The 23,078-nt window shown below is 40.9% G+C and carries 19 protein-coding genes and 1 other annotated feature; of the genes, 18 read left to right on the top strand and 1 reads right to left on the bottom strand.

The genetic code is table 11. The features are described from left to right. Positions 1 to 409 precede the first annotated feature (409 nt). The 17 genes from ilvE to BA79_RS06785 all read left to right on the top strand — a co-directional run bounded on the left by ilvE (position 410) and on the right by BA79_RS06785 (position 20,755). Positions 410 to 1,324: a branched-chain-amino-acid transaminase gene (ilvE, locus tag BA79_RS06860; protein WP_008342856.1), complete on the top strand. Its 915-nt coding sequence runs from the start codon at positions 410 to 412 to the stop codon at positions 1,322 to 1,324. Between the two features lie 8 nt (positions 1,325 to 1,332). After that, positions 1,333 to 1,580, top strand: a binding site (T-box leader). Between the two features lie 122 nt (positions 1,581 to 1,702). After that, positions 1,703 to 3,427, top strand: a complete 1,725-nt coding sequence (gene ilvB / locus BA79_RS06855) for an acetolactate synthase large subunit (protein WP_035701783.1) — start codon at positions 1,703 to 1,705, stop codon at positions 3,425 to 3,427. Beyond that, the gene (gene ilvN, locus BA79_RS06850; protein WP_007501584.1) at positions 3,424 to 3,942 is read left to right on the top strand and encodes an acetolactate synthase small subunit; all 519 of its coding nucleotides are present in this window, start codon (positions 3,424 to 3,426) and stop codon (positions 3,940 to 3,942) included. Before ilvB ends, ilvN begins: the two co-directional genes overlap by 4 nt. Positions 3,943 to 3,960: 18 nt before the next feature. Further along, positions 3,961 to 4,989: a ketol-acid reductoisomerase gene (gene ilvC, locus BA79_RS06845; protein WP_007501581.1), complete on the top strand. Its 1,029-nt coding sequence runs from the start codon at positions 3,961 to 3,963 to the stop codon at positions 4,987 to 4,989. Then, positions 4,976 to 6,529 (top strand): 2-isopropylmalate synthase, encoded by a 1,554-nt coding sequence (locus tag BA79_RS06840; protein WP_008342850.1) that lies wholly within the window; start codon positions 4,976 to 4,978, stop codon positions 6,527 to 6,529. The genes ilvC and BA79_RS06840 overlap by 14 nt, the downstream gene beginning before the upstream one ends. An 18-nt stretch (positions 6,530 to 6,547) precedes the next feature. Next, entirely contained in the window at positions 6,548 to 7,645 is a 1,098-nt protein-coding gene (gene leuB, locus BA79_RS06835) for a 3-isopropylmalate dehydrogenase (protein ID WP_035701780.1), read from the top strand. Between the two features lie 42 nt (positions 7,646 to 7,687). Further along, a complete protein-coding gene (gene leuC, locus BA79_RS06830; protein ID WP_007501575.1) occupies positions 7,688 to 9,103 on the top strand; it encodes a 3-isopropylmalate dehydratase large subunit in 1,416 nt (471 codons plus the stop codon). Between the two features lie 15 nt (positions 9,104 to 9,118). Continuing rightward, positions 9,119 to 9,718 (top strand): 3-isopropylmalate dehydratase small subunit, encoded by a 600-nt coding sequence (gene leuD, locus BA79_RS06825; protein ID WP_008342843.1) that lies wholly within the window; start codon positions 9,119 to 9,121, stop codon positions 9,716 to 9,718. Positions 9,719 to 9,841: 123 nt separating this feature from the next. Then, on the top strand, positions 9,842 to 10,849 hold the full coding sequence (gene ddcA / locus BA79_RS06820) for a DNA damage checkpoint antagonist DdcA (RefSeq protein ID WP_007501571.1): 1,008 nt from the start codon (positions 9,842 to 9,844) through the stop codon (positions 10,847 to 10,849). A gap of 240 nt (positions 10,850 to 11,089) precedes the next feature. Beyond that, the gene (gene tig, locus BA79_RS06815; protein WP_035701776.1) at positions 11,090 to 12,364 is read left to right on the top strand and encodes a trigger factor; all 1,275 of its coding nucleotides are present in this window, start codon (positions 11,090 to 11,092) and stop codon (positions 12,362 to 12,364) included. A gap of 251 nt (positions 12,365 to 12,615) precedes the next feature. Next, positions 12,616 to 13,881, top strand: a complete 1,266-nt coding sequence (clpX, locus tag BA79_RS06810) for an ATP-dependent protease ATP-binding subunit ClpX (protein WP_007501568.1) — start codon at positions 12,616 to 12,618, stop codon at positions 13,879 to 13,881. 139 nt (positions 13,882 to 14,020) lie between these two features. Next, positions 14,021 to 15,682 (top strand): ATP-dependent protease LonB, encoded by a 1,662-nt coding sequence (gene lonB, locus BA79_RS06805; protein WP_007501566.1) that lies wholly within the window; start codon positions 14,021 to 14,023, stop codon positions 15,680 to 15,682. 171 nt (positions 15,683 to 15,853) lie between these two features. Continuing rightward, a complete protein-coding gene (gene lon, locus BA79_RS06800) occupies positions 15,854 to 18,178 on the top strand; it encodes an endopeptidase La (RefSeq protein WP_008342837.1) in 2,325 nt (774 codons plus the stop codon). Next, positions 18,175 to 18,762, top strand: coding sequence for a ribosome biogenesis GTP-binding protein YihA/YsxC (gene yihA / locus BA79_RS06795; RefSeq protein ID WP_035701772.1), 588 nt, complete (start codon positions 18,175 to 18,177; stop codon positions 18,760 to 18,762). The genes lon and yihA overlap by 4 nt, the downstream gene beginning before the upstream one ends. 237 nt (positions 18,763 to 18,999) lie before the next feature. Next, complete coding sequence (locus BA79_RS19375) at positions 19,000 to 19,140, top strand: hypothetical protein (protein ID WP_017367733.1); 141 nt, start codon at positions 19,000 to 19,002, stop codon at positions 19,138 to 19,140. Positions 19,141 to 19,210: 70 nt separating this feature from the next. Then, on the top strand, positions 19,211 to 20,359 hold the full coding sequence (locus BA79_RS06790) for an MFS transporter (RefSeq protein ID WP_035701769.1): 1,149 nt from the start codon (positions 19,211 to 19,213) through the stop codon (positions 20,357 to 20,359). Next, positions 20,360 to 20,755 carry a glycine-rich domain-containing protein gene (locus BA79_RS06785; RefSeq protein WP_035701766.1) on the top strand — a complete coding sequence of 132 codons (396 nt, stop codon included), beginning with the start codon at positions 20,360 to 20,362 and terminating at the stop codon, positions 20,753 to 20,755. It abuts the gene before it with no gap. 225 nt (positions 20,756 to 20,980) lie between these two features. Here the strand turns inward: BA79_RS06785 and BA79_RS06780 are convergent, their stop codons facing one another. After that, on the bottom strand, positions 20,981 to 21,466 hold the full coding sequence (locus BA79_RS06780) for a hypothetical protein (protein WP_024718411.1): 486 nt from the start codon (positions 21,464 to 21,466) through the stop codon (positions 20,981 to 20,983). A gap of 240 nt (positions 21,467 to 21,706) precedes the next feature. Between BA79_RS06780 and hemA the strand changes: the two genes are divergently transcribed. Then, positions 21,707 to 23,074, top strand: coding sequence for a glutamyl-tRNA reductase (gene hemA, locus BA79_RS06775; RefSeq protein ID WP_024718410.1), 1,368 nt, complete (start codon positions 21,707 to 21,709; stop codon positions 23,072 to 23,074). The last annotated feature ends 4 nt before the right edge of the window (positions 23,075 to 23,078 follow it).

Raw genomic sequence — 23,078 nt, 5'->3', positions numbered from 1 at the left:
GCTCTCATTCTATCACAAATTCATAGGAAAACGCTTTAGAAAGGCATGCTGAAGGAAAAAACAAACGCAATGAAATCTCACAATATTCTTCAAAAACCGTGTGAAAAAATATCACAAAAGCTTGTTCAAAAGAAAACCGTTCATGTAGAGTAAATAAATTGAAGAAAAAATACAAAAAATTTTAAGTTTTTTCATTCCTTGTCTAGCAAAGGTGTAAGCGTATACATTTTATTTTGATTAGTCTAAATTGTCTAATAATTTTAAAAATGCTGTTGACACTGTATGGAAAGCGGCGTAAGATGGGTTCAACAAAAGCAAACAGACACGCAGAGTAAGCGTGAGACACTTCAATATAAAGTGTCTGAAAATTCAACTACTTTTTGTTTGAAAGAGAGGGTGCTCACTGAAGATGGAAGACCAAAAGGAACAGTGGATCTTTTTAAACGATGAACTCGTGAAAAAAGAGGATGCGAAAATTTCAGTTTATGATCATGGCTTCTTATATGGTGACGGTGTGTTCGAAGGAATACGTGTATATAACGGAAATATCTTTCGAATGAAAGAACACTTAGATCGCCTGTATGATTCCGCTAGATCCATTATGCTGAACATTCCATATTCACTTGAGGAGCTCACTGAAAAAATGATTCATACAGTTGAAAGGAACGGCCTAAAAGATGCCTATATCCGCCTTGTTGTCTCAAGAGGAGCCGGTGATCTTGGCTTAGATCCAAACAACTGCGGGAGAGCCAACACAGTGATCATTGTAGAACCGCTGGCCATCTTTCCAAAGCACCTATATGAAACAGGTATTGATATTGTGACAGTACCGACAAGGCGAAATCGTCCTGACGTATTGAGTCCGAAAGTGAAATCATTAAACTATTTGAATAACATTCTTGTCCGAATTGAAGCCCATATGGCCGGTGTGAGTGAAGCGCTGATGCTGAACGATCAAGGGTACGTGGCAGAAGGTTCTGCAGACAATGTGTTTATTTATAAAAAAGGTAAGCTCTATACACCGCCAGGTTATATCGGCGCTCTTGAAGGCATCACAAGAAATGCCATCATGGAGATAGCAGAAGACTTAGGCTACGAAGTGAAAGAAGAACCTTTCACAAGACATGATGTGTATACAGCTGAAGAAGTCTTCCTGACAGGAACCGCTGCCGAAGTCATCGCTGTTGTAAAAGTTGACGGTCGTATCATTGGCGAAGGAAAACCAGGGTTCCACACAAACAAACTTCTTGAACAATTCCGTAAGCGAGTCGTTGAAGAAGGAGAAAAAGTAGTCTTTACCGATGAGAACATTCACGCAAGCTAAATAGATATCGATAAACGTTGAAGAGGACTAGTAGCTTTAGAGTCAGTATCTACAGAGAGCCGGTGCTAGCTGGAAACCGGTGTTACTTTCTAAAGTGAACTCACCTCTGAGTGTCTGCTTGAAATGATAGTAGGGCAGACCGAGTGACATTGCATCACTCGTTACCAAAATGGATGAAAGATGTCCATGAGACGGCAGCATGATTTGCCGTGAACAAGGGTGGTACCGCGAAAAACAAAGCTTTTTCGCCCCTTTGACCTAGTGAAAAGTAGTGTCATTGTGGGGTGAGAAGGCTTTTTTATATGGTCTCATATCTCTATCTTGAATGGAAAAGGGTGAAAGGACTTGACTGAAGCAAGACAAAGAGGAGGAAATCAAATGGGGACAAATGTACAAATGGAGACGGAAAAATCAAATGCACCACAAACGATGAACGGTGCACTCATGTTAATTGAAGCACTCAAAAGAGAAAAAGTAGAAGTCATTTTTGGTTATCCTGGCGGAGCTGTTTTACCGATCTACGATAAAATTTACGATTCCGGTTTATTTCATGTCCTGCCAAGACATGAGCAAGGAGCGATTCACGCAGCGGAGGGATACGCAAGAGTATCTGGTAAACCAGGCGTTGTTATTGCCACATCAGGACCGGGGGCAACAAACCTAGTCACAGGAATTGCGGATGCGATGATTGATTCACTACCTATGGTTATCTTCACTGGACAGGTGGCAACCTCAGTCATTGGATCAGATGCTTTCCAAGAAGCAGATGTACTTGGTATCACAATGCCAATCACAAAACACAGCTATCAAGTGAGACGTCCAGAAGAGTTACCGGGTGTCATTAAAGAGGCATTTCACATCGCAACAACCGGCAGACCTGGTCCAGTCTTGATTGATATTCCAAAAGATGTCGCTGGCATTGAAGGGACATTTGAATACGATCAGCCAATCGATTTGCCAGGTTATCAGCCGAAAATTGAGCCGAATTATTTGCAAATTCGCAAGTTAGTAGAAGCTGTAAGCAGAGCAAAGAAACCAGTTATTCTTGCAGGAGCTGGCGTTCTTCACGGCAAAGCGTCGGAAGAATTAAGGCAATATGTAGAGCAGCAACAAATCCCTGTCGCTCATACATTGCTTGGGCTTGGTGGATTCCCGGCAAAGCATCCTCTTTTCCTAGGAATGGCGGGTATGCACGGCACATATGCAGCGAACATGGCACTAAATCAATGTGACTTACTCATTTCAATCGGAGCGAGATTTGATGACAGGGTAACCGGCAACCTCAATCATTTTGCAAAGCATGCGAAGGTGGCTCACATTGACATCGACCCAGCGGAAATTGGTAAAAACATTCACACCCATATCCCAGTTGTTGGTGACAGTAAGCTAGTGCTTCAAGAACTGATCAAGCAGGACGGGAAACAAGGTGAATCAGACGAGTGGAAGAGCCAGCTAAATCAGTGGAAAGAAGAATATCCACTCTGGTATGTCGAAAACGAAGCTGAAGGTTTTAAACCTCAAAAGCTGATTGAATACATTCATCAATTCACAAAAGGTGAAGCCATTGTGGCAACTGATGTTGGACAGCATCAAATGTGGGCTGCACAGTTCTATCCATTTGAAAATGCCGATAAATGGGTGACATCTGGTGGGCTTGGCACAATGGGATTTGGTTTACCGGCAGCGATTGGCGCGCAGCTAGCTGATCAAGAGGCAACGGTTGTAGCGATTTTAGGAGACGGAGGTTTCCAAATGACCCTGCAAGAACTTGCCGTTATCCGTGAGCTGAACCTTCCAGTGAAAGTGATTGTTCTCAATAATCACAGTCTTGGAATGGTAAGACAATGGCAAGAAATTTTTTACGAAGAACGCTACTCACATTCTAAATTTTCAGAGCAGCCAGACTTCGTGAAATTATCTGAAGCTTATGGCATTAAAGGGATCAGAATCTCATCAGACGAAGAGGCGCAAGAAAAGCTCGAAGAAGCATTAACGTCTAGAGAGCCTGTTTTCATCGATGTCAATGTAGCGAGAGATGAGAAAGTATTCCCGATGGTAGCACCGGGGAAAGGACTTCATGAGATGGTGGGGGTGAAACCTTGAAAAGAATTATTGTGTTGACTGTATTAAATCGATCAGGCGTACTGAACAGAATCACAGGCCTTTTTACTAAAAGACACTACAACATTGAAAGCATTACGGTCGGCCATTCTGAGATTCAAGATGTATCACGCATCACGTTCGTCGTCCATGTAGACCAGGAGAAAGACATCGAACAGCTGACAAAACAGCTGAACAAACAAATCGATGTTCTGAAAGTAACAGACATTACAAACCAATCAATCGTTCAGCGAGAGCTGGCTTTGATAAAAGTCGTATCTGCACCAGCATCTAGAATGGAGATCACGGGGGTCATTGAACCGTTTAGGGCTTCTATTGTAGATGTGAGCAGAGAGAGTGTCGTCATTCAGGTGACAGGTGAGTCTTCAAAAATTGAAGCACTCATTGAATTACTTAAGCCATACGGCATTAAAGAAGTCGCCAGAACTGGCACCACGGCCTTTGCGAGAGATAATCAGCAAAAGCCGCAAACAAATAAAACAATTTCAATTGTCTAAACAAAAGGAGAGAGTCAAATGGTAAAAGTATATTATAACGGTGATATTCAAGAAAACGTATTAAACGGTCAAAAGGTAGCTATCATTGGTTACGGATCACAAGGTCATGCACATGCATTGAACTTAAAAGAGAGCGGCGTAGATGTCATTGTCGGCGTAAGAAAAGGCGGATCTTATACAAAAGCACAAGAAGACGGTCATCAAGTATTCACAGTAAAAGAAGCAGCAGCACAAGCAGATGTCGTCATGGTATTACTTCCAGATGAGCAGCAAAAGAAAGTATATGATGAAGAAATCAAAGATCAATTAGAAGCAGGGAATTCACTTGTATTCGCACACGGATTCAACGTTCACTTCCATCAAATTGTTCCTCCAAGTGACGTAGATGTGTATCTTGTGGCTCCAAAAGGTCCAGGACATCTTGTAAGAAGAACATATGAGCAAGGCGCTGGTGTACCTGCACTATTTGCTATCTACCAAGATGTATCAGGTCAAGCGAAAGACAAAGCACTTGCTTATGCAAAAGCAATCGGTGGAGCAAGAGCGGGCGTTCTTGAAACAACATTTAAAGAAGAAACAGAAACGGATCTATTCGGTGAGCAGGCAGTTCTTTGTGGAGGTCTTACTTCATTAGTAAAAGCAGGTTTTGAAACATTAACAGAAGCTGGTTATCAGCCAGAGCTTGCATACTTCGAGTGTCTGCATGAACTGAAATTGATCGTTGACCTTATGTATGAAGAAGGATTAGAAGGTATGAGATATTCAATCTCTGATACAGCGCAATGGGGTGACTTCGTATCAGGACCACGCGTTGTGGATGCAAAAGTAAAAGAATCAATGAAAGCAGTCTTGACTGACATCCAAAACGGAACATTCGCGAAAGAATGGATTGTTGAAAACCAAGTGAATCGTCCACGTTTCAATGCAATCAATGCAAATGAAAATGAGCACCAAATTGAAATCGTCGGAAGAAAGCTTCGTGAAATGATGCCTTTCGTTAAACAAGGAAAGAAAAAGGAAGCGGTGAGCGTCGGTGCGAAAAATTAATTTTTTTGACACAACACTTCGAGATGGAGAGCAATCACCAGGAGTGAACTTAAATGCACAAGAAAAGCTAATCATTGCTAAGCAGCTTGAGCGCCTTGGGGTTAATATTATTGAAGCGGGTTTTCCCGCTTCATCCCGAGGGGATTTCTTAGGCGTACAAGAAATTGCAAGAACGATTAAGAACTGTTCAGTTGCAGGACTTGCACGATGTGTGAAAGGTGACATTGATGCTGCATGGGACGCATTAAAAGATGGAGCTCAACCAAGAATACACGTCTTTATTGCGACTTCTGACATTCACCTCAAGCATAAACTAAAGAAAACACGAGAAGAAGTGGTTGAACAAGCTGTTTCAATGGTGAAATATGCGAAAGAGCGCTTCCCAGTTGTTCAGTGGTCAGCAGAAGATGCATGCCGGACAGATCTTTCTTTCCTAGCAGAAATTGTAGAAAAAGTGATCGACGCAGGCGCAAGTGTCATTAACTTACCTGACACTGTTGGATACCTAGCACCAAAAGAGTACGGAAATATCTTTAAATATATGAAGGAACACGTTCCAAATATCGATCAAGTCATCTTGTCAGCACACTGTCATGATGATTTAGGAATGGCTGTAGCGAACTCACTTGCTGCCATTGAAAACGGAGCAGATCAAATTGAAACAGCTGTCAACGGTATTGGAGAGCGCGCAGGAAATGCTGCTTTAGAAGAAATTGCAGTTGCCCTTCATATTCGCAAAGACTTTTACCAAGTCGAATCAACCATTCAGTTGAATGAAATTAAGCGCACAAGTGATGTAGTGAGCAAATACTCAGGTATGATTGTACCGCGTAATAAAGCAGTCGTTGGAAACAATGCATTTGCCCATGAATCAGGTATTCACCAAGATGGATTCCTCAAAGAAAAAACAACCTATGAAATTATCTCTCCAGAGCTTGTAGGCGTCACAACAGATGTGCTTGTCCTTGGTAAACACTCCGGAAGACACGCGTTTAAAGACCGCTTAAAAACACTCGGCTTTAAATTGACTGAAGAAGAAATCAATAAGTTCTTCGAAACTTTTAAGAACTTAACAGAGAAGAAGAAAGAAATCACAGATGATGATTTGATCTCTATTATATTAGAAGAAAAAGTAGCAGACCGTAAAATTGGCTATGAATTTGAAAGTCTTCAAGTTCATTATGGGACAGAGCAAATGCCGACAGCAACAGTCTCTCTTAAAAATCAAGAAACGCAGGAAGTCATTCAAGAAGCAGCTACAGGTGCAGGCAGTGTAGAAGCTGTGTACAACACGCTTGAGCGCTGTATGGAGGAAAGAATTCATTTGCTAGACTATCGTATTCAATCAAATGGAAAAGGCAGAGACGCACTAGCGGAAGTATATGTCACTGTTTCAATAGAAGGAAAAGAAACAGCAGGACGCGGTGTAGCGCAAGATGTGCTGGAAGCATCGGCTAAAGCTTACGTCAATGCAGTGAATAGACATTTAATCTTTAAATCAAACCTAATAGAAATTGAGAAACATCACGCCATCTCATAAGAAAGGAGGAAGGGACTCATGAAAAAGAAAATTGCACTTTTGCCCGGCGATGGAATCGGACCGGAAGTCGTCACATCAGCCGTCGCTGTCCTGAAAGAGACAGCGGCTCAATTTCAACACGAATTTGAATTCGAAACAGCTCTCATTGGCGGTATAGCGATAGATGAAAAAAACAATCCGCTCCCTAAAGAAACAGTAGAAGTGTGCAAAAGCGCAGATGCGATTTTATTAGGAGCTGTTGGCGGACCAAAGTGGGATCAAAACCCGCCAGAACTTCGCCCAGAAAAAGGCTTGCTCTCCATTCGCAAGCAGCTGGACTTATTTGCGAACATCCGCCCTGTCAAAGTATTTAATAGCTTGAGTGAGGCTTCACCGTTAAAACAAGATCACATTAGCGGAGTAGATTTCGTCATCGTTCGTGAATTAACTGGAGGCCTCTACTTTGGCGAACCAAGTGAGCGCTACACGGATGATGAAGGAAAAGAAGCTGCGGTTGATACACTTCTTTATACAAAGGAAGAGATTGTTCGTGTATTAAAAGAAGCGTTCGACATGGCATTAACGAGACGGAAAAAAGTAACGTCTGTGGATAAAGCAAATGTTCTCGCTTCGAGTAAACTATGGCGGGATGCGGTAGTAGAAGTTGCACCCCAATATCCAGATGTCGTATATGAGCACATGCTCGTCGATAATGCCGCGATGCAACTTATTTATAAGCCCGCTCAATTTGATGTCATCGTGACAGAGAATATGTTTGGTGACATTTTAAGTGACGAAGCATCTATGATTACTGGCTCACTCGGCATGCTGCCATCTGCTAGTTTATCAAGCACCGGCCTTCATTTATATGAGCCGATTCATGGTTCAGCACCCGATATTGCGGGGCAAAATGTCGCAAACCCTCTGGCTACTATATTGTCAGCAGCCAGCTTGCTTAGAACATCCTTTGCTTTAGAAGAAGAAGCGGCCGCAATTGAAGCAGCTGTGGAAGCCGTCCTTGCCTCTGGCAAACGAACAAAGGACCTAGCATCAAAAGAGGGAACGTATGAAACGACTGATGATATCACGAAAGCCGTTGTAGATGCACTCAAACAACGGGCGAAAACCATTGTATAAATAGAAATCTTGTTGAATTAGGTAGAGGGAGGAAAAAGGGTTATGCCTCGAACAATCATCGAAAAAATATGGGATCAGCATGTTGTCAAAAATGGCGAGGGAAAACCAGACCTTTTATATATTGATCTGCACTTGGTGCATGAGGTGACGTCACCTCAAGCATTTGAAGGATTAAGACAAAAAGGGCGCAAGGTGCGAAGACCACAAAACACATTTGCGACGATGGATCACAACATTCCGACTGTGAATCGATTTGTGATCAAAGATGAGATTGCGAAGAAGCAAGTGAGTGCTCTAGAGCGCAACTGTGCTGAATTCGGGGTCCGTCTAGCTGACCTTCACAGTGTAGACCAAGGAATCGTTCATGTCGTTGGACCAGAGCTTGGTTTAACACTTCCGGGGAAAACAATCGTGTGTGGAGATAGTCATACATCTACTCATGGCGCATTTGGTGCACTTGCCTTTGGGATTGGCACAAGTGAGGTTGAGCATGTGCTTTCCACACAAACACTTTGGCAGCAGCGTCCGAAGACACTAGAAATTAGAGTAGACGGAACGCTTCAAAAAGGGGTAACAGCCAAAGATGTCATTTTAGCAGTCATTGGTGCACATGGCGTGAAGTTCGGTTCAGGTTATGTCATTGAATACACTGGGGAAGTATTCAGAAACATGTCAATGGATGAGCGGATGACCGTTTGTAATATGTCAATTGAAGCAGGCGCAAGAGCAGGATTGATCGCACCTGATGAAGTGACCTTTGAATATTGCCGCGGACGCAAATACGCACCGCAGGGTGAAGATTTTGAAGCAGCGATCAAAGAATGGAAAGAACTAAGAACAGATCCGGGTGCGACCTATGATAAAACCATTGTTTTAGATGGAAATCATATTTCACCAATGGTCACGTGGGGAATTAACCCAGGAATGGTGCTACCTGTGGATGCAGCCATTCCAGGACCTGAAGACTTTGCACAAGAAGATGACCAAAAAGAAGCAAAACGTGCTTATGAATACATGGGGGTTCACCCGCATCAGCGTATTGAAGATATTACGATTGAGCATGTGTTTATTGGCTCATGTACGAACTCAAGAATGACTGATTTACGCCAAGCCGCTTCTATGATTGAAGGACAAAAAGTAGCTGATCATGTCAGAGCGATTGTGGTTCCTGGCTCACAAAGTGTCAAACTGCAAGCAGAAGAAGAAGGTCTTCATGAAATTTTCCTAGAAGCAGGATTTGAATGGAGAGAATCTGGCTGTAGTATGTGCCTCAGTATGAATAACGATGTGGTGCCAGAAGGTGAACGCTGTGCATCTACATCAAACCGTAACTTTGAGGGACGTCAAGGGAAGGGTGCAAGAACGCATCTTGTCAGCCCGGCAATGGCTGCAATGGCTGCCATACATGGCCGATTTGTCGATGTCAGGAAGTTTAATCAAGAGAAAACAGTCGTGTAAGGAGTTGTGTCATAGATGGAGCCTTTAGTCACTCATAAAGGAAAAGCCGCTGTGCTTAACCGTATAAATGTAGATACAGATCAAATCATTCCAAAACAGTTTTTGAAAAGAATCGAACGAACAGGATATGGCCGATTTGCCTTTTTTGACTGGCGATATTTAGCAGATGGCAGTCCGAATCCAGATTTTGAACTCAATCAGCCGATTTATGAAGGAGCCTCTATTTTGATCGCAGGCGAAAACTTTGGCTGCGGGTCATCAAGGGAACACGCGCCTTGGGCACTTGATGATTATGGTTTCAAAATTGTCATTGCCCCATCTTTCGCCGATATATTTCATCAAAACTGTTTTAAAAACGGGATGCTTCCAATCCGCCTTGATTATGATGTGTGGAAAACGTTTGCTGCATCATATGAAAATAAAGGATATGAAATGACAGTTGATCTGGAAAAACAACAGATTCAAGACCATGAAGGGAATGTTACTCCTTTCGATGTAGATCCACACTGGAGAGAAATGCTTCTGAATGGTTATGATGAGATTTCATTAACATTGTTACTAGAAGATGAGATTCAGGCATTTGAAGAGAAACGTAGCAGCTGGCTGCGTGCATAAACAACGAGAAGCCGTCCCCGTGGTGTGACGGCTTCTTTTTTGCATGAAAACCTCTCGTTACTTGTGTTTACTAACCTTCGTTGGTAAACTGATAAAAAATATGCGCCCGAAAGGAACGTAAGCATGAAACATGACAAGAAGAAAGATAATGTCATTTTGTTTCCTGGTCTGAAAGAAAGACTGATTGAAAAAGGAATGGCAGCATTAAAAGATAAACAGTATCAAGAGGCGCTTCACTTATTTTCAGAAGCGAAATCGTATGATGACGATGAAGAATCCGATATTCATCTCGGTATGGCGATTTGTTTTCTAGAGCTTGGTGAGCTGCAGGATGCAAAGCGAGTCTGTGAAAAGATGCTACATGAAGGATATGGCCACTATTTCACTGTGCTTCAAGTATATATGACCATCTTAATTCAGCTGAAAGAGTACGAGGAAGTCAAACAAACAATTGAGGCTGTCCTTGAAGAAAATCACCTTCCAGCAGAAAGTGCGGAGCATTTTTATAAGCTGCTTGAATTTAGCAGAAAGATGATTGAATCACCAGAAGAGATTTTAGATGAAGACGAGGAAGGCAGCGGAGAAATCAATATAGATGAAATGCTCGAGCGGCCAGAAGAGCAGGTGCAGTTCATCCATTCGCTGAAAGACCGAAACATCACGCCGCATATGGGTCTATTAAATACGATCCTACAAAAGCCTGATGGAAACCCATTGGTCAAATCATTGATCCTGCAACTTCTGTCAGATCATGATGTGGCAAAGCCGGTTCATGTGACGAAGTTCGGTGATTCTTTAACGCTTGTTCCTTCTGAGGCTGTCAAGCCAGAGCAAATGCCACTGCTTCAGCAAGTCCTTCGAAAGCTCGATGACACACTCGGCAATGAGAACCCAACCCTTTACCAAGGAGTTGAAGAGTTATGGCGCCGGCACTTATTTGTGCTATATCCATTTCTTCCTAAATATACGGATCCGAGTCTTTGGGCTGCGGCACTTCATAAAGTCGGCTATGAAATGCATGGGATCGAGATTGATCTCGAAGAATTGCATTTATTGTATGATTTTAACGAACGAGAGCTGAGAGAAGCTTGTACAATGCTGAAAGATATTGAAGAAATTTCTTATTTGTAATTTGTCGATTTAGTTGAAAGACGGACTTGTTATGTTATAATATAATGGTTGTATTTGTGCATATATCGTGCGGTTGTAAGATTCCAACGGTTGAAAGACGTTATGTATAATCAAGTCAAATGTTGTATACATAAGACCGCTTCTTTAGCGGAGTGCGTGGTTTTTGATTGGACGAAGTCTTTATGATGCTTTAGAATGTAACAACGCACAATCTGAATAGATTTTTGGAGGGAAACACACATGTCAGTAAAATGGGAAAAACAAGAAGGTAACGAAGGTGTCTTAACAGTAGAAGTTGACGCTGAAACATTTAACAAAGCACTTGATGATGCATTTAAGAAAGTAGTTAAGCAAGTATCAATCCCTGGATTCCGTAAAGGGAAAGTACCACGTGGTCTTTTCGAGCAGCGTTTTGGAGTAGAATCTCTTTATCAAGATGCACTAGATATTCTTCTTCCAGTTGAATATCCGAAAGCAATCGACGAAGCTGGTATCGAGCCGGTTGACCGCCCTGAAATCGATGTTGAGAAAATCGAAAAAGGCGAAAGCTTAATCTTCACTGCAAAAGTAACAGTGAAGCCAGAAGTAAAACTTGGTGACTACAAAGGTCTTAACGTAGAAAAAGACGACACATCTGTATCTGATGAAGATGTCCAAGAAGAGTTAAAAGCTATGCAAAACCGTCAAGCTGAGCTTGTTGTCAAAGAAGAAGGCGCAATCGAAAACGGCGATACAGTTGTTCTTGATTTCGAAGGATTCGTTGATGGAGAAGCATTCGAAGGTGGAAAAGCTGAGAACTACTCTCTTGAAGTAGGTTCTGGTTCATTCATCCCTGGTTTCGAAGAGCAATTGGTTGGTCTTGAAGCAGGTGCAGAAAAAGACGTTGAAGTGACATTCCCAGAAGAATATCATGCTGAAGACCTTGCAGGTAAACCAGCTGTATTCAAAGTGAAAATTCATGAAATCAAAGCAAAAGAACTTCCAGCACTTGACGATGAGTTCGCTAAAGATGTTGATGAAGAAGTAGAAACGATTGCTGAATTAACTGAAAAAACGAAGAAACGTCTTGAAGAAGCAAAAGAAAACGAAGCAGAAGGCAAACTTCGTGAAGAGCTAGTAGCAAAAGCTTCTGAAAATGCGGAAGTTGACGTTCCTCAAGCGATGGTTGACACTGAGCTAGACCGCATGATGAAAGAATTCGAACAACGTCTTCAAATGCAAGGGATGAACCTTGAGCTTTACTTCCAGTTCTCTGGACAAGATGAAGAGGCGCTAAAAGAGCAAATGAAAGAAGATGCTGCTAAACGCGTAAAATCTAATCTTACTCTTGAAGCAATTGCTGCTGCAGAAGACCTACAAGTGTCTGATGAAGAAGTGGAAGAAGAACTTTCAAAAATGGCTGAAGCATACAACATGCCAGTTGAAAATATCAAACAAGCGATCGGTTCTACTGAAGCAATGAAAGAAGATTTAAAAGTTCGTAAAGCAATTGATTTTCTTGTAGAAAACCGTTAATATGGTGCATAATAATAAAACAGGGCGCGAGTGACTCGTGCCTTGTTTTGTACAATTTTTGACTTATCATCGCTTCTTTTGGAAACGATAGTGTAAGTCGCATCTTTCTGTCATACATATCTCAATGTGCAGTGTTACAAACACATCATTACCGTCTTTTAGGAAAGTATGGTAAAATGCATACATACTGGACCCAGAAGGGTAGCTGACTGTTAGCTACAGGCAAGTGAAGAAGAATAAGGGGTGAAAGAATGTTTAAATTCAACGAGGAAAAAGGTCAATTAAAATGCTCGTTTTGCGGAAAAACGCAAGATCAAGTGCGTAAACTGGTCGCAGGACCTGGCGTATATATATGTGATGAATGTATCGAGCTTTGCACGGAAATAGTTGAAGAAGAGCTCGGTACTGAGGAAGAAGTTGAATTCAAGGATGTTCCGAAACCTCATGAAATCCGGGAGATTCTTGATGAATATGTCATCGGACAAGAGAATGCGAAGAAATCCTTAGCTGTAGCGGTTTATAACCATTACAAGCGGATTAATTCCAACAGTAAGATTGATGATGTTGAGCTTTCGAAAAGTAACATTTCTATGATTGGACCTACAGGAAGCGGTAAAACATTACTTGCTCAAACGCTTGCACGTATTTTAAATGTTCCATTTGCGATTGCAGATGCGACGTCTTTAACAGAAGCAGGTTACGTTGGGGAAGACGTAGAGAATATCTTACTAAAGCTGATCCAAGCAGCAGATTATGATGTAGAAAAAGCTGAAAAAGGCATTATCTACATCGATGAGATCGATAAAGTAGCAAGAAAATCAGAAAACCCTTCTATCACTCGTGATGTATCTGGGGAAGGTGTACAGCAAGCCCTTTTGAAAATTCTTGAAGGAACAGTCGCTAGTGTACCGCCTCAAGGTGGACGTAAGCATCCTCATCAAGAATTCATTCAAATTGATACAACAAATATCCTCTTCATTTGTGGTGGAGCCTTTGACGGCATTGAGCAAATCATCAAACGCCGCCTAGGTCAAAAAGTCATTGGATTCGGTGCGGAAAATAAAATTGAAGATCTTGAGAAAGAAGTCCTTCTATCAAAAGTTCTGCCAGAAGACTTACTTCGCTTCGGTTTAATCCCAGAATTCATCGGTCGTCTTCCGGTTATTGCAAGCCTAGAGCCGTTAGATGAAAAAGCACTTGTAGAAATCTTGACGAAGCCTAAAAATGCGCTCGTTAAGCAATATACAAAAATGCTTGAGCTTGATGATGTTGAGCTTGAGTTTGAAGAAGATGCTCTTAGCGAAATTGCGAAAAAAGCAATTGAGCGTAAAACAGGAGCTCGTGGTCTTCGCTCCATCATTGAAGGCATCATGCTTGATGTGATGTTTGATCTTCCATCTCGTGATGATATTGAGAAATGTGTCATTACTGGTGCAACGGTTGCTGATGGTGAGCCGCCACGTCTTGTCTTAAAAGACGGTACAGTCGTGAATAAAGATACAAAAACATCAGCATAAGCCCATTTGAATGACTCCTGAATCTTTTGATTCAGGAGTTTTTTATTTATCGTGGAAGTTGTGTTTATTCCGTCCAGCTCTAGGAAATACTAGCAGACAGAAACCAATACATAACGATAGATGAAGGAGGGAGCACCGATTGAGCTGGACAGGAATCGTATTATTCATACAACTGTTCTTTGGTATCGTCATCGGGTTGTACTTTTGGAACTTACTGAAAAATCAGCGCACACAAAAGGTGACGATCGATAAAGAATCAAAGAAAGAAATGGAAGCACTCAGAAAGATGCGATCCATTAAACTGAGTGAACCTTTATCAGAGAGAGTCCGGCCAAAGGGGTTTCAAGATATTGTAGGGCAGGAAGACGGTATACGTGCACTAAAAGCAGCCCTGTGTGGACCGAACCCGCAACATGTCATCGTCTACGGGCCGCCTGGTGTTGGAAAAACAGCTGCTGCCCGTCTAGTGATGGAAGAGGCGAAGCGTCACGCTGATTCACCATTTAAAAAAGATGCAGTATTTGTTGAGCTTGATGCCACAACGGCAAGATTTGATGAACGAGGCATCGCAGACCCCTTGATTGGTTCCGTACATGATCCCATTTATCAAGGAGCAGGGGCCATGGGGCAGGCCGGCATTCCGCAGCCAAAACAAGGAGCCGTCACACATGCTCATGGGGGCGTTCTCTTTATCGATGAAATTGGAGAACTGCATCCGATTCAAATGAACAAAATGCTCAAAGTGCTAGAAGATCGAAAAGTGTTTTTAGATAGTGCTTATTACAGTGAAGAAAATACGCAGATCCCGAATCACATCCATGATATTTTTCAAAATGGGTTACCCGCTGATTTTCGACTGATTGGCGCCACGACAAGAACACCAGACGAAATTCCGCCGGCTATTCGATCAAGATGTTTGGAGATTTTCTTCAAGGATTTGGATCAGCATGAGCTGAAAATTGTTGCAGCTAAAGCAGTCGAGAAAATACAGAAGGAATTAAGTGACGAAGGACTGAACCTGTTAACATCTTATGTGAAAAATGGACGTGAAGCGGTCAACATGGTACAGATCGCCGCAGGTATGGCTGTCACTGAAAACCGAAAGGATATTACGATCGCCGATGTAGAATGGGTCATTCATTCAAGCCAGCTGACACCAAGATATGAACAAAAAGTACCGGAAAAGCCAAAGGTAGGAGTAGTAAATGGTCTTGCCGTGTATGGACCGAACAGCGGGGCTCTGCTTGAAATTGAAGTGAACATTTGTAAAGCGCTTGAAAAAGGCAGTATCAATATTACAGGTATTGCGGAAGAAGAAAGCATCGGCAATCAGTCTAAATCGATCAGACGGAAAAGTATGGCGAAGGGCTCAGTTGAAAATGTATTAACCGTGCTTCGAAACTTAGGCATACGAACAAATGAATATGATATCCACATTAATTTTCCGGCTGGTGCCCCGATTGATGGGCCGTCTGCTGGAATTGCGATGGCCACAGCCATTTTCTCAGCCATTCATCAAATCCCGATTGATCATTTAACGGCGATGACCGGTGAGATTGGATTACAAGGTCAGGTGAAGCCGATCGGCGGTGTCATACCAAAAATCAAGGCAGCCAAACAAGCAGGTGTCAAAACAGTGATCATCCCTTATGACAATCAGCAGTCGATCTTAAAAGAGATTGAAGGGGTGACGATTGTGCCTGTGAAGCACTTCCAAGAAGTGCTGGATCAGTGTTTGGTGAATCCGCCAGATGAGAAGAAAGATGGACTAGAAGAAGAAATGAAAAGGAAATCTGTTTAATCCCCATCTCATATGGGGATTTTTTAGTGAAATAGATCTTTTTTTCTTTTTCAAGATAAAAAGAAAGGGTATACTACGGTAAGATCATCATTTCTCAAGTCTTTTACATTGTACAAGACTGAAACAGGTATATTATAATGATTCATACTAGTGACGGAGGTGTCTATCAACATGGCAGATGAAATCAAAAAGAATGTTCCGCTTCTTCCGCTGCGAGGCTTGCTTGTTTATCCAACAATGGTCTTGCATTTGGACGTTGGGCGCGAAAAGTCTGTTCAAGCATTAGAACAGGCCATGATGAACGATCATATGATTTTTCTAGCAACACAGCGGGAAATTTCAATAGATGAACCAGGTGAAGAGGAAATTTTCAAAGTCGGCACCTACACAAAAATTAAACAAATGCTGAAGCTGCCAAATGGAACGATCCGTGTGCTCGTCGAAGGCTTAAATCGAGCGCAGATCGAATCCTACATGGAGCTAGAAGACTATACGTCAGTCGATATTAAAGAGTTGACAGAAGAAGAATTAAAGGACGCAGAAGCAGAAGCACTCATGCGCACTTTGTTAGATCACTTTGATCAGTACATAAAAATTTCAAAAAAAATCTCAGCTGAAACATATGCAACGGTGACGGATATTGAAGAACCTGGAAGAATGGCGGATATCGTCGCTTCCCACCTGCCTTTGAAATTAAAAGACAAGCAAGAAGTGCTGGAAACTGTCGATGTCAAAAAACGGTTGAACCGGGTCATCAGTCTCATTCACAATGAAAAAGAAGTGCTAGAGATTGAAAAGAAAATTGGCCAGCGTGTCAAACGTTCAATGGAGCGAACGCAAAAAGAATATTATTTGCGCGAACAAATGAAAGCTATTCAAAAAGAGCTTGGAGACAAAGAGGGGAAAACAGGCGAAGTCAGTACGCTTATGGCTAAAATTGAAGAGTCCGGCATGCCAGATTCCGTTCGTGAAACGGCTTTAAAAGAACTGAACCGTTATGAAAAAATCCCTTCAAGCTCTGCTGAGAGTTCTGTCATTCGCAATTATATTGATTGGCTGATCAATCTGCCGTGGGGCACATATACAGAAGATCGTCTAGATTTAAAGCTTGCAAGCGAAATTTTAGATGACGAGCACCACGGGCTTGAAAAAGTAAAAGAGCGGGTACTCGAATATCTTGCTGTTCAAAAACTAACAAATTCATTAAAGGGACCGATTCTTTGCTTGGCAGGACCTCCTGGGGTAGGGAAGACGTCACTTGCTAAATCCATTGCCAAATCACTCGATCGAAAGTTTATCCGTATCTCTCTTGGCGGTGTACGTGATGAATCTGAGATCCGTGGTCATCGAAGAACCTATGTAGGTGCGATGCCTGGCCGTATCATTCGCGGGATGAGCAAGGCGGGCACGATGAATCCGGTCTTTCTTTTAGATGAAATTGATAAAATGTCTTCTGACTTTAGAGGAGATCCGTCTTCTGCGATGCTTGAAGTGTTAGATCCAGAGCAAAATCATAACTTTAGCGATCACTATATTGAAGAGACATTTGATTTGTCTCAAGTGTTATTTATCGCAACTGCCAACAATTTAGCAACCATTCCAGGTCCACTTCGTGATAGAATGGAGATTATCACGATTGCAGGGTATACGGAAGTTGAAAAAGCAGAAATTGTGAAAGATCACCTTCTGCCGAAGCAGCTAAAGGAGCACGGATTAAAGAAAGGGAACTTGCAGCTTCGTGAAGCAGCGATTTACGATATGATTCGCTATTACACGAGAGAAGCAGGAGTCCGCGGATTAGAGCGTCAGCTTGCGGCGATTTGCCGAAAAGCGGCAAGAGCAATTGTGGCTGAAGACCGCAAACGCATCACAGTGACGGAAAAGAACTTATCTGAATTCCTCGGAAAAAGACTTTACCGTTATGGTCAGGCGGAAACGACCGATCAGGTCGGCGTTGTCACAGGCCTTGCATATACCTCAGTTGGCGGAGACACCTTGTCCATTGAGGTCTCACTCTCGCCGGGTAAAGGCAAGCTTTTGCTAACAGGTAAGCTCGGTGATGTCATGAGAGAATCTGCGCAGGCGGCATTCAGTTATATCCGTTCAAAAGCAGATGAACTGAACATTGATCCTCAATTTAATGAAAAGCACGATATTCATATCCATGTTCCAGAGGGTGCGGTTCCAAAGGACGGGCCATCAGCTGGTATTACCATTGCGACGGCTCTTGTATCAGCACTCACAGGACGTCCTGTTTCAAAAGAGGTTGGCATGACAGGAGAAATTACGTTAAGAGGAAGAGTGCTTCCGATTGGCGGATTAAAAGAAAAAGCATTAGGCGCACATCGTGCAGGACTGAAAACGATTATTCTTCCAAAGGACAATGAGAAGGATATTGATGATATTCCTGAAAGTGTGAGAGAAGGATTAACTTTTATTCCGGTTTCACATTTAGATGAGGTGCTTGAGAAAGCGTTAGTAGGAGAGGGAAGATGAAAGTAACAAAATCAGATATCGTCATTAGTGCGGTGAAACCAGAGCAGTACCCGAGCGGGGGACTGCCTGAGATCGCACTTGCTGGACGATCAAATGTTGGAAAGTCCTCGTTCATTAACTCATTGATTAATCGGAAAAATTTAGCGCGTACGTCTTCTAAACCAGGAAAGACCCAGACGCTTAATTTTTACATTATTAATGATATGCTCCATTTTGTGGACGTCCCAGGTTATGGCTTTGCAAAAGTATCAAAAACAGAGCGCGAAGCATGGGGGAGAATGATCGAAACGTATATTACAATGCGTGAAGAGTTAAAAGCAGTCGTCCAAATTGTGGATCTGCGTCATAAGCCATCCGCAGATGATGTGAACATGTATGAATTCCTTAAATATTATGGAGTTCCTGTGATCATTATTGCGACAAAGGCCGATAAAATTCCAAAAGGCAAATGGGAAAAGCATGTGAAAGTCGTCAAACAGACACTCGACATTGACCCTTCAGATGAATTAATCCTTTTCTCTTCTGAAACAAAAAAGGGAAAAGATGAAGCTTGGAATGCGATCCTTGCGAAGATTAACAGCTAAGAAGATAATAAAAAGTTGTAAGAAAACATTTGTTTTCTTACAACTTTTTTTCATATGCTGAGAAAAACGTAGAACTTGAAGGAAAACGATTAAGTTTAAATTCGTTCTGTTTCTAGAAATTATTGAATGCCGAAAGTTTATTAAATAGATGCTAAATTATAATTAATTTCCATATTTACAAATAAAATCAATTACGGTAATATGATATTGAAAATATTTCAGATAGGAGTGGTAATAATGAAATTAAAAGCAAGAACTTGTTACAATTACTCACTAAATGAAATGAAGGAAAAACAATCAAAACTGAAAGCGAGAACATGCTATAATTACTCGCTAAATGAAATGAAAGAAATGCAAAAGGAATTAAAGAAAAAGTAAGAGAGTATGATGAGAAACAGAGGTTTTTTAGAATCTCTGTTTCTTAACACTTAAATAAGGAATAGTGTACATGAATATTAGTAGAGTGAGTACATTAGTTTATTTGGATACTATGATTGTTTTCATAGGGGCATTAGTTTGGACTGGATTGCCTCTTTATTTCTTTGAGATGACTGGTTCCTATTTTTATGCAGGCAGTATGTATCTGATTGGTGGCTTTTCGTTTATTTTAAGTAATATTGTGAGCAACTATTTATTTAAAGTTTTTTCTAGATACACAGCAAAATTTTTCGTCACCACATTGTCTATCCTAACCCTTGCTTCGTTTTTTGCTTTAAACAATCAATTATTTAATCTAATGTTTTTTTTAATGCTTGCTTTTCAATTTTTTATAAATGGCTTATCGTTTATTTTAGAATCGGGATTTAACATGTTTTTATCCAATCAACCCCATAAAGATATTGCATATCGTAATATGTTTTTACTCTCAGCTAAAACAATTGGTTTCTTTAGTGGACCAATTTTGTTTATATTCTTTGGATCAGAAATGTATCTTGTTTTTCTGCTCTTTTTTATTGGTTTGTTGGTTTATGAGTATTTGTATCCAATTGTTGCCCAGTTGAAAATCGAAAGTATATCTTTCGCGAATGTTGAAATATTTAAAAAAGTACCAAAGAGTTATTTGTGCATCATGTTTATTGATGGGATGTTTTTACCTGTAGTAATGAATTATTCGTTTATTATTCTGAAAGAAACGTTTTCGGCAAGTGATCTTACTGTATCATTATTTTGGCTAATTGGCGGAGTATCGGTTTTACTAGGAAATCTATTGATCCGAAGAATGGATATACAAAAAATACATTCGAAAATCTATCTTATAACGATATATCTTATGTTTGGGTTAATTCTAATGATTTTAGCGCCCGATAGTTCACTGTTTTTAATTGGTTTTTTTATTTTGACACTCATTAACCCGTTGTTTATGAGCTTAATCAAAGCATCTTTTTTAGTTGTTTTTGATCCTCACTATAGAAGTATGGCACTTGCAGGTATGAATACATTGAATCAGCTAGGAACGATATTAATCATTACAGTGATTACATTCATGTTGGAAAGTTCTAAAATTTTCAATATTTCTTACATCATTCCATTATGTCTTTGTATAGGAATCATTCGATTTTTGATTCTAAAAAATATTTTAAAAAGGGGAATTCAATGAATGGATAAAGTGAGTTATCCTGACTTTTCGGTGGACTTAGTAGAAGCATGTTTGAAGTTTGGTTACTATTTTGAAGGAATGGATAAAGAGAATGTTACTCGATTAGTAGATCAATACAAAAAATTTTGGTTCATGATCAAAAAATATCCCGATTGTTCTTTTGCCCCAAATACTGAAATTGATGAGGTTTGGCATTTACATATGCTGTTACCACAAAACTATTATTACGATTGTATGTCGTATTTCGGCATTATTTTAGCTCATGATGCTGGATTTGGGAATCAAGCTGATGAAGTGGATATACTAAATGAAATGTTTGATAGCGGAAATGATTTATGGGAAAAAGAATTTGGATTTAGATTACCTGATGAAAATGAACTTAAGACGAAACCATAAAAATGATAATAATTGCTTGACAGTGACACTGATATCAATTTAATGATACTTGACATAAGGGGAGAAAAACAAAACCGCCTTACCTGCAAAATGTTGCTACACAAGCAACTGCAGATAAGGCGGTTATTGTCGTCTATATCAGTTAAACTGGATCTTCTTCTTCTCGTAAGATGTGTATTATAAAACATCCAATTGATGGCTTATCAAACAATTATATTGTATAAGTTATTTCCTTTTTAAAAATAATAAGAGGAGACTGACGGCAATCAATACATATGGCCAGTACAATTCAAAACCGGAAGTAGGGATCGAAAGTGTGCTAAGTTGCTTTGTAATTTGTTGAAAGAAATAAAGGAATAGACCGAGTGCAATGAGAACAACACTTTCTATTCGATATTCCTTTTTCTGTGATGATTTCATTAAAAGTGCGAGGCCGACGATGAACACAATCATCGTAAATGTATCTGGCCAGTGTTCTAATTTCGGCTGAAGGATAAAGTGTAGCGCAAGGCCTGTCATGAGCATACCGATAAACACATGAGAGGTTTCCTGTTCCTTCTTTCCTTGATATAAGAAAGCAAGGCCAAAAAGCAGTACAAGTGTATACCATTTCTCCTGATCTTTCCAAATGTCAAATTGATCTCCTGAGAGAATGGCATATAGTGCTACAGCCAGCAAAGTGAGCGGCAGCAAAATAGATTTCTTCTTCAAAGATGTCACCTTCTTATAAGCAGATCATTTGTCCGCACGCGCCAAATCTGGTAAATTGCTTGAAGTGATGATATGGCATTCGATGTCGAACATTTTTCTACTATATCACAACATTTTTGAAATCTGTTCACAATTTTTATCCAGTTAAAAATGAATATATGTTATAATCATTATAAATAATAAATTCTATATTGTAATTATTATAAATTAGACAGGGCGTTGGGGGTGCAAGCTGAAGTTATGCATATTCTTGTTGTGGGTTTAGATTATAAAACAGCCCCTGTTGAGATACGGGAACAGCTGAGCTTTGAACCGAGCGAGCTCGGAACAGCGATGTCCAAGCTTAAAGAAGAAAAAAGCATTCTAGAGAATATCGTCATCTCAACATGTAATCGAACAGAGATCTACGCAGTTGTAGATCAGCTTCATACTGGTCGGTTTTATATAAAAAGATTTTTAGCAGATTGGTTCGGTTTAGAAAAAGAAGATGTCTCTCCATATTTGAAGTTTTATGAAAATGATGGAGCGGTTGAGCATTTATTCCGGGTTGCCTGTGGACTTGATTCTATGGTCATTGGTGAAACACAAATACTCGGTCAAGTGCGCTCAAGCTTTAAAGTCGCTCAAGAGGAGAAGACCATTGGTACCGTTTTCAATTATTTGTTTAAGCAGGCGGTAACAGTTGCGAAACGCTCTCATGCGGAAACAGATATTGCGTCTAATGCTGTATCTGTCAGCTATGCGGCAGTGGAGCTTGCCAAAAAAATCTTTGGACGTCTTTCTGATAAACATGTCCTTATTCTTGGTGCGGGTAAAATGGGCGAGCTGGCGGCTCAAAACCTTCAAGGTCAAGGAATTGGCCAGGTAACAGTCATCAATCGAACGTTCGAAAAGGCCAAAGAACTGGCCGGCCGCTTTTCAGGAGAGCCTAAGAGCTTGAATCAATTAGAAAAAACTTTATCTGAAGCGGATATTTTAATTAGCTCTACTGGGGCTAAACAATTTGTGATCACAAAGGAAATGGTCGAAAAAGCGAACAAACAGAGAAAAGGCAGACCTCTATTCATGGTGGATATTGCAGTACCACGTGATTTAGATCCAGCTATTTCTGAAGTAGAAGGTGCTTTTTTGTATGACATTGATGACCTTGAGGGCATTGTGGCAGCTAACCTGAAAGAGCGCCGTGCAGTAGCTGAAGAGGTGGAGCTTCTCATCGAAGCTGAAATTGTGGAATTTAAGCAATGGCTTAATACGCTCGGAGTGGTTCCTGTGATTTCTGCTTTAAGAGAAAAAGCACTCTCGATTCAAGCGGATACGATGCAAAGCATCGAACGAAAGCTTCCAAACCTCACAAATCGTGAAATGAAGCTGTTAAATAAACATACGAAAAGCATCATCAATCAAATGCTGAAAGATCCTATCTTAAAGGCCAAAGAAATTGCCGGGGAGCCGAATGCAGAGGAAAAACTTTTACTCTTTAAAGAAATCTTTGATTTACAGGTTGAAGATGAAGAGCAAAAGGCAGAGCCGATGCAGGTGGAGCAAGGGGCGTTTCAGCTGTTTAAAACAAATATGGCACAAGGCCTTGCTACAGTTGCCAGTGAGTGATTAG

It is taken from the genome of Bacillus altitudinis 41KF2b, assembly GCF_000691145.1.
Taxonomy (GTDB): Bacteria; Bacillota; Bacilli; order Bacillales; family Bacillaceae; genus Bacillus; species Bacillus altitudinis.
Note: the sequence above shows the minus strand (reverse complement) of the source record. Positions and strands in the feature narration are given on the sequence as shown.

Excerpts from the sequence above, each read along its gene's own strand:
- yihA (WP_035701772.1), top strand. The coding sequence starts at position 18,175 with ATGAAAGTAACAAAATCAGATATCGTCATTAGTGCGGTGAAACCAGAG.
- ddcA (WP_007501571.1), top strand. The coding sequence starts at position 9,842 with ATGAAACATGACAAGAAGAAAGATAATGTCATTTTGTTTCCTGGTCTG.
- leuC (WP_007501575.1), top strand. The coding sequence starts at position 7,688 with ATGCCTCGAACAATCATCGAAAAAATATGGGATCAGCATGTTGTCAAA.
- lon (WP_008342837.1), top strand. The coding sequence starts at position 15,854 with ATGGCAGATGAAATCAAAAAGAATGTTCCGCTTCTTCCGCTGCGAGGC.
- tig (WP_035701776.1), top strand. The coding sequence starts at position 11,090 with ATGTCAGTAAAATGGGAAAAACAAGAAGGTAACGAAGGTGTCTTAACA.
- ilvB (WP_035701783.1), top strand. The coding sequence starts at position 1,703 with ATGGGGACAAATGTACAAATGGAGACGGAAAAATCAAATGCACCACAA.
- BA79_RS19375 (WP_017367733.1), top strand. The coding sequence starts at position 19,000 with ATGAAATTAAAAGCAAGAACTTGTTACAATTACTCACTAAATGAAATG.
- BA79_RS06785 (WP_035701766.1), top strand. The coding sequence starts at position 20,360 with ATGGATAAAGTGAGTTATCCTGACTTTTCGGTGGACTTAGTAGAAGCA.
- ilvE (WP_008342856.1), top strand. The coding sequence starts at position 410 with ATGGAAGACCAAAAGGAACAGTGGATCTTTTTAAACGATGAACTCGTG.
- clpX (WP_007501568.1), top strand. The coding sequence starts at position 12,616 with ATGTTTAAATTCAACGAGGAAAAAGGTCAATTAAAATGCTCGTTTTGC.
- hemA (WP_024718410.1), top strand. The coding sequence starts at position 21,707 with ATGCATATTCTTGTTGTGGGTTTAGATTATAAAACAGCCCCTGTTGAG.
- leuB (WP_035701780.1), top strand. The coding sequence starts at position 6,548 with ATGAAAAAGAAAATTGCACTTTTGCCCGGCGATGGAATCGGACCGGAA.
- ilvC (WP_007501581.1), top strand. The coding sequence starts at position 3,961 with ATGGTAAAAGTATATTATAACGGTGATATTCAAGAAAACGTATTAAAC.
- leuD (WP_008342843.1), top strand. The coding sequence starts at position 9,119 with ATGGAGCCTTTAGTCACTCATAAAGGAAAAGCCGCTGTGCTTAACCGT.
- BA79_RS06790 (WP_035701769.1), top strand. The coding sequence starts at position 19,211 with ATGAATATTAGTAGAGTGAGTACATTAGTTTATTTGGATACTATGATT.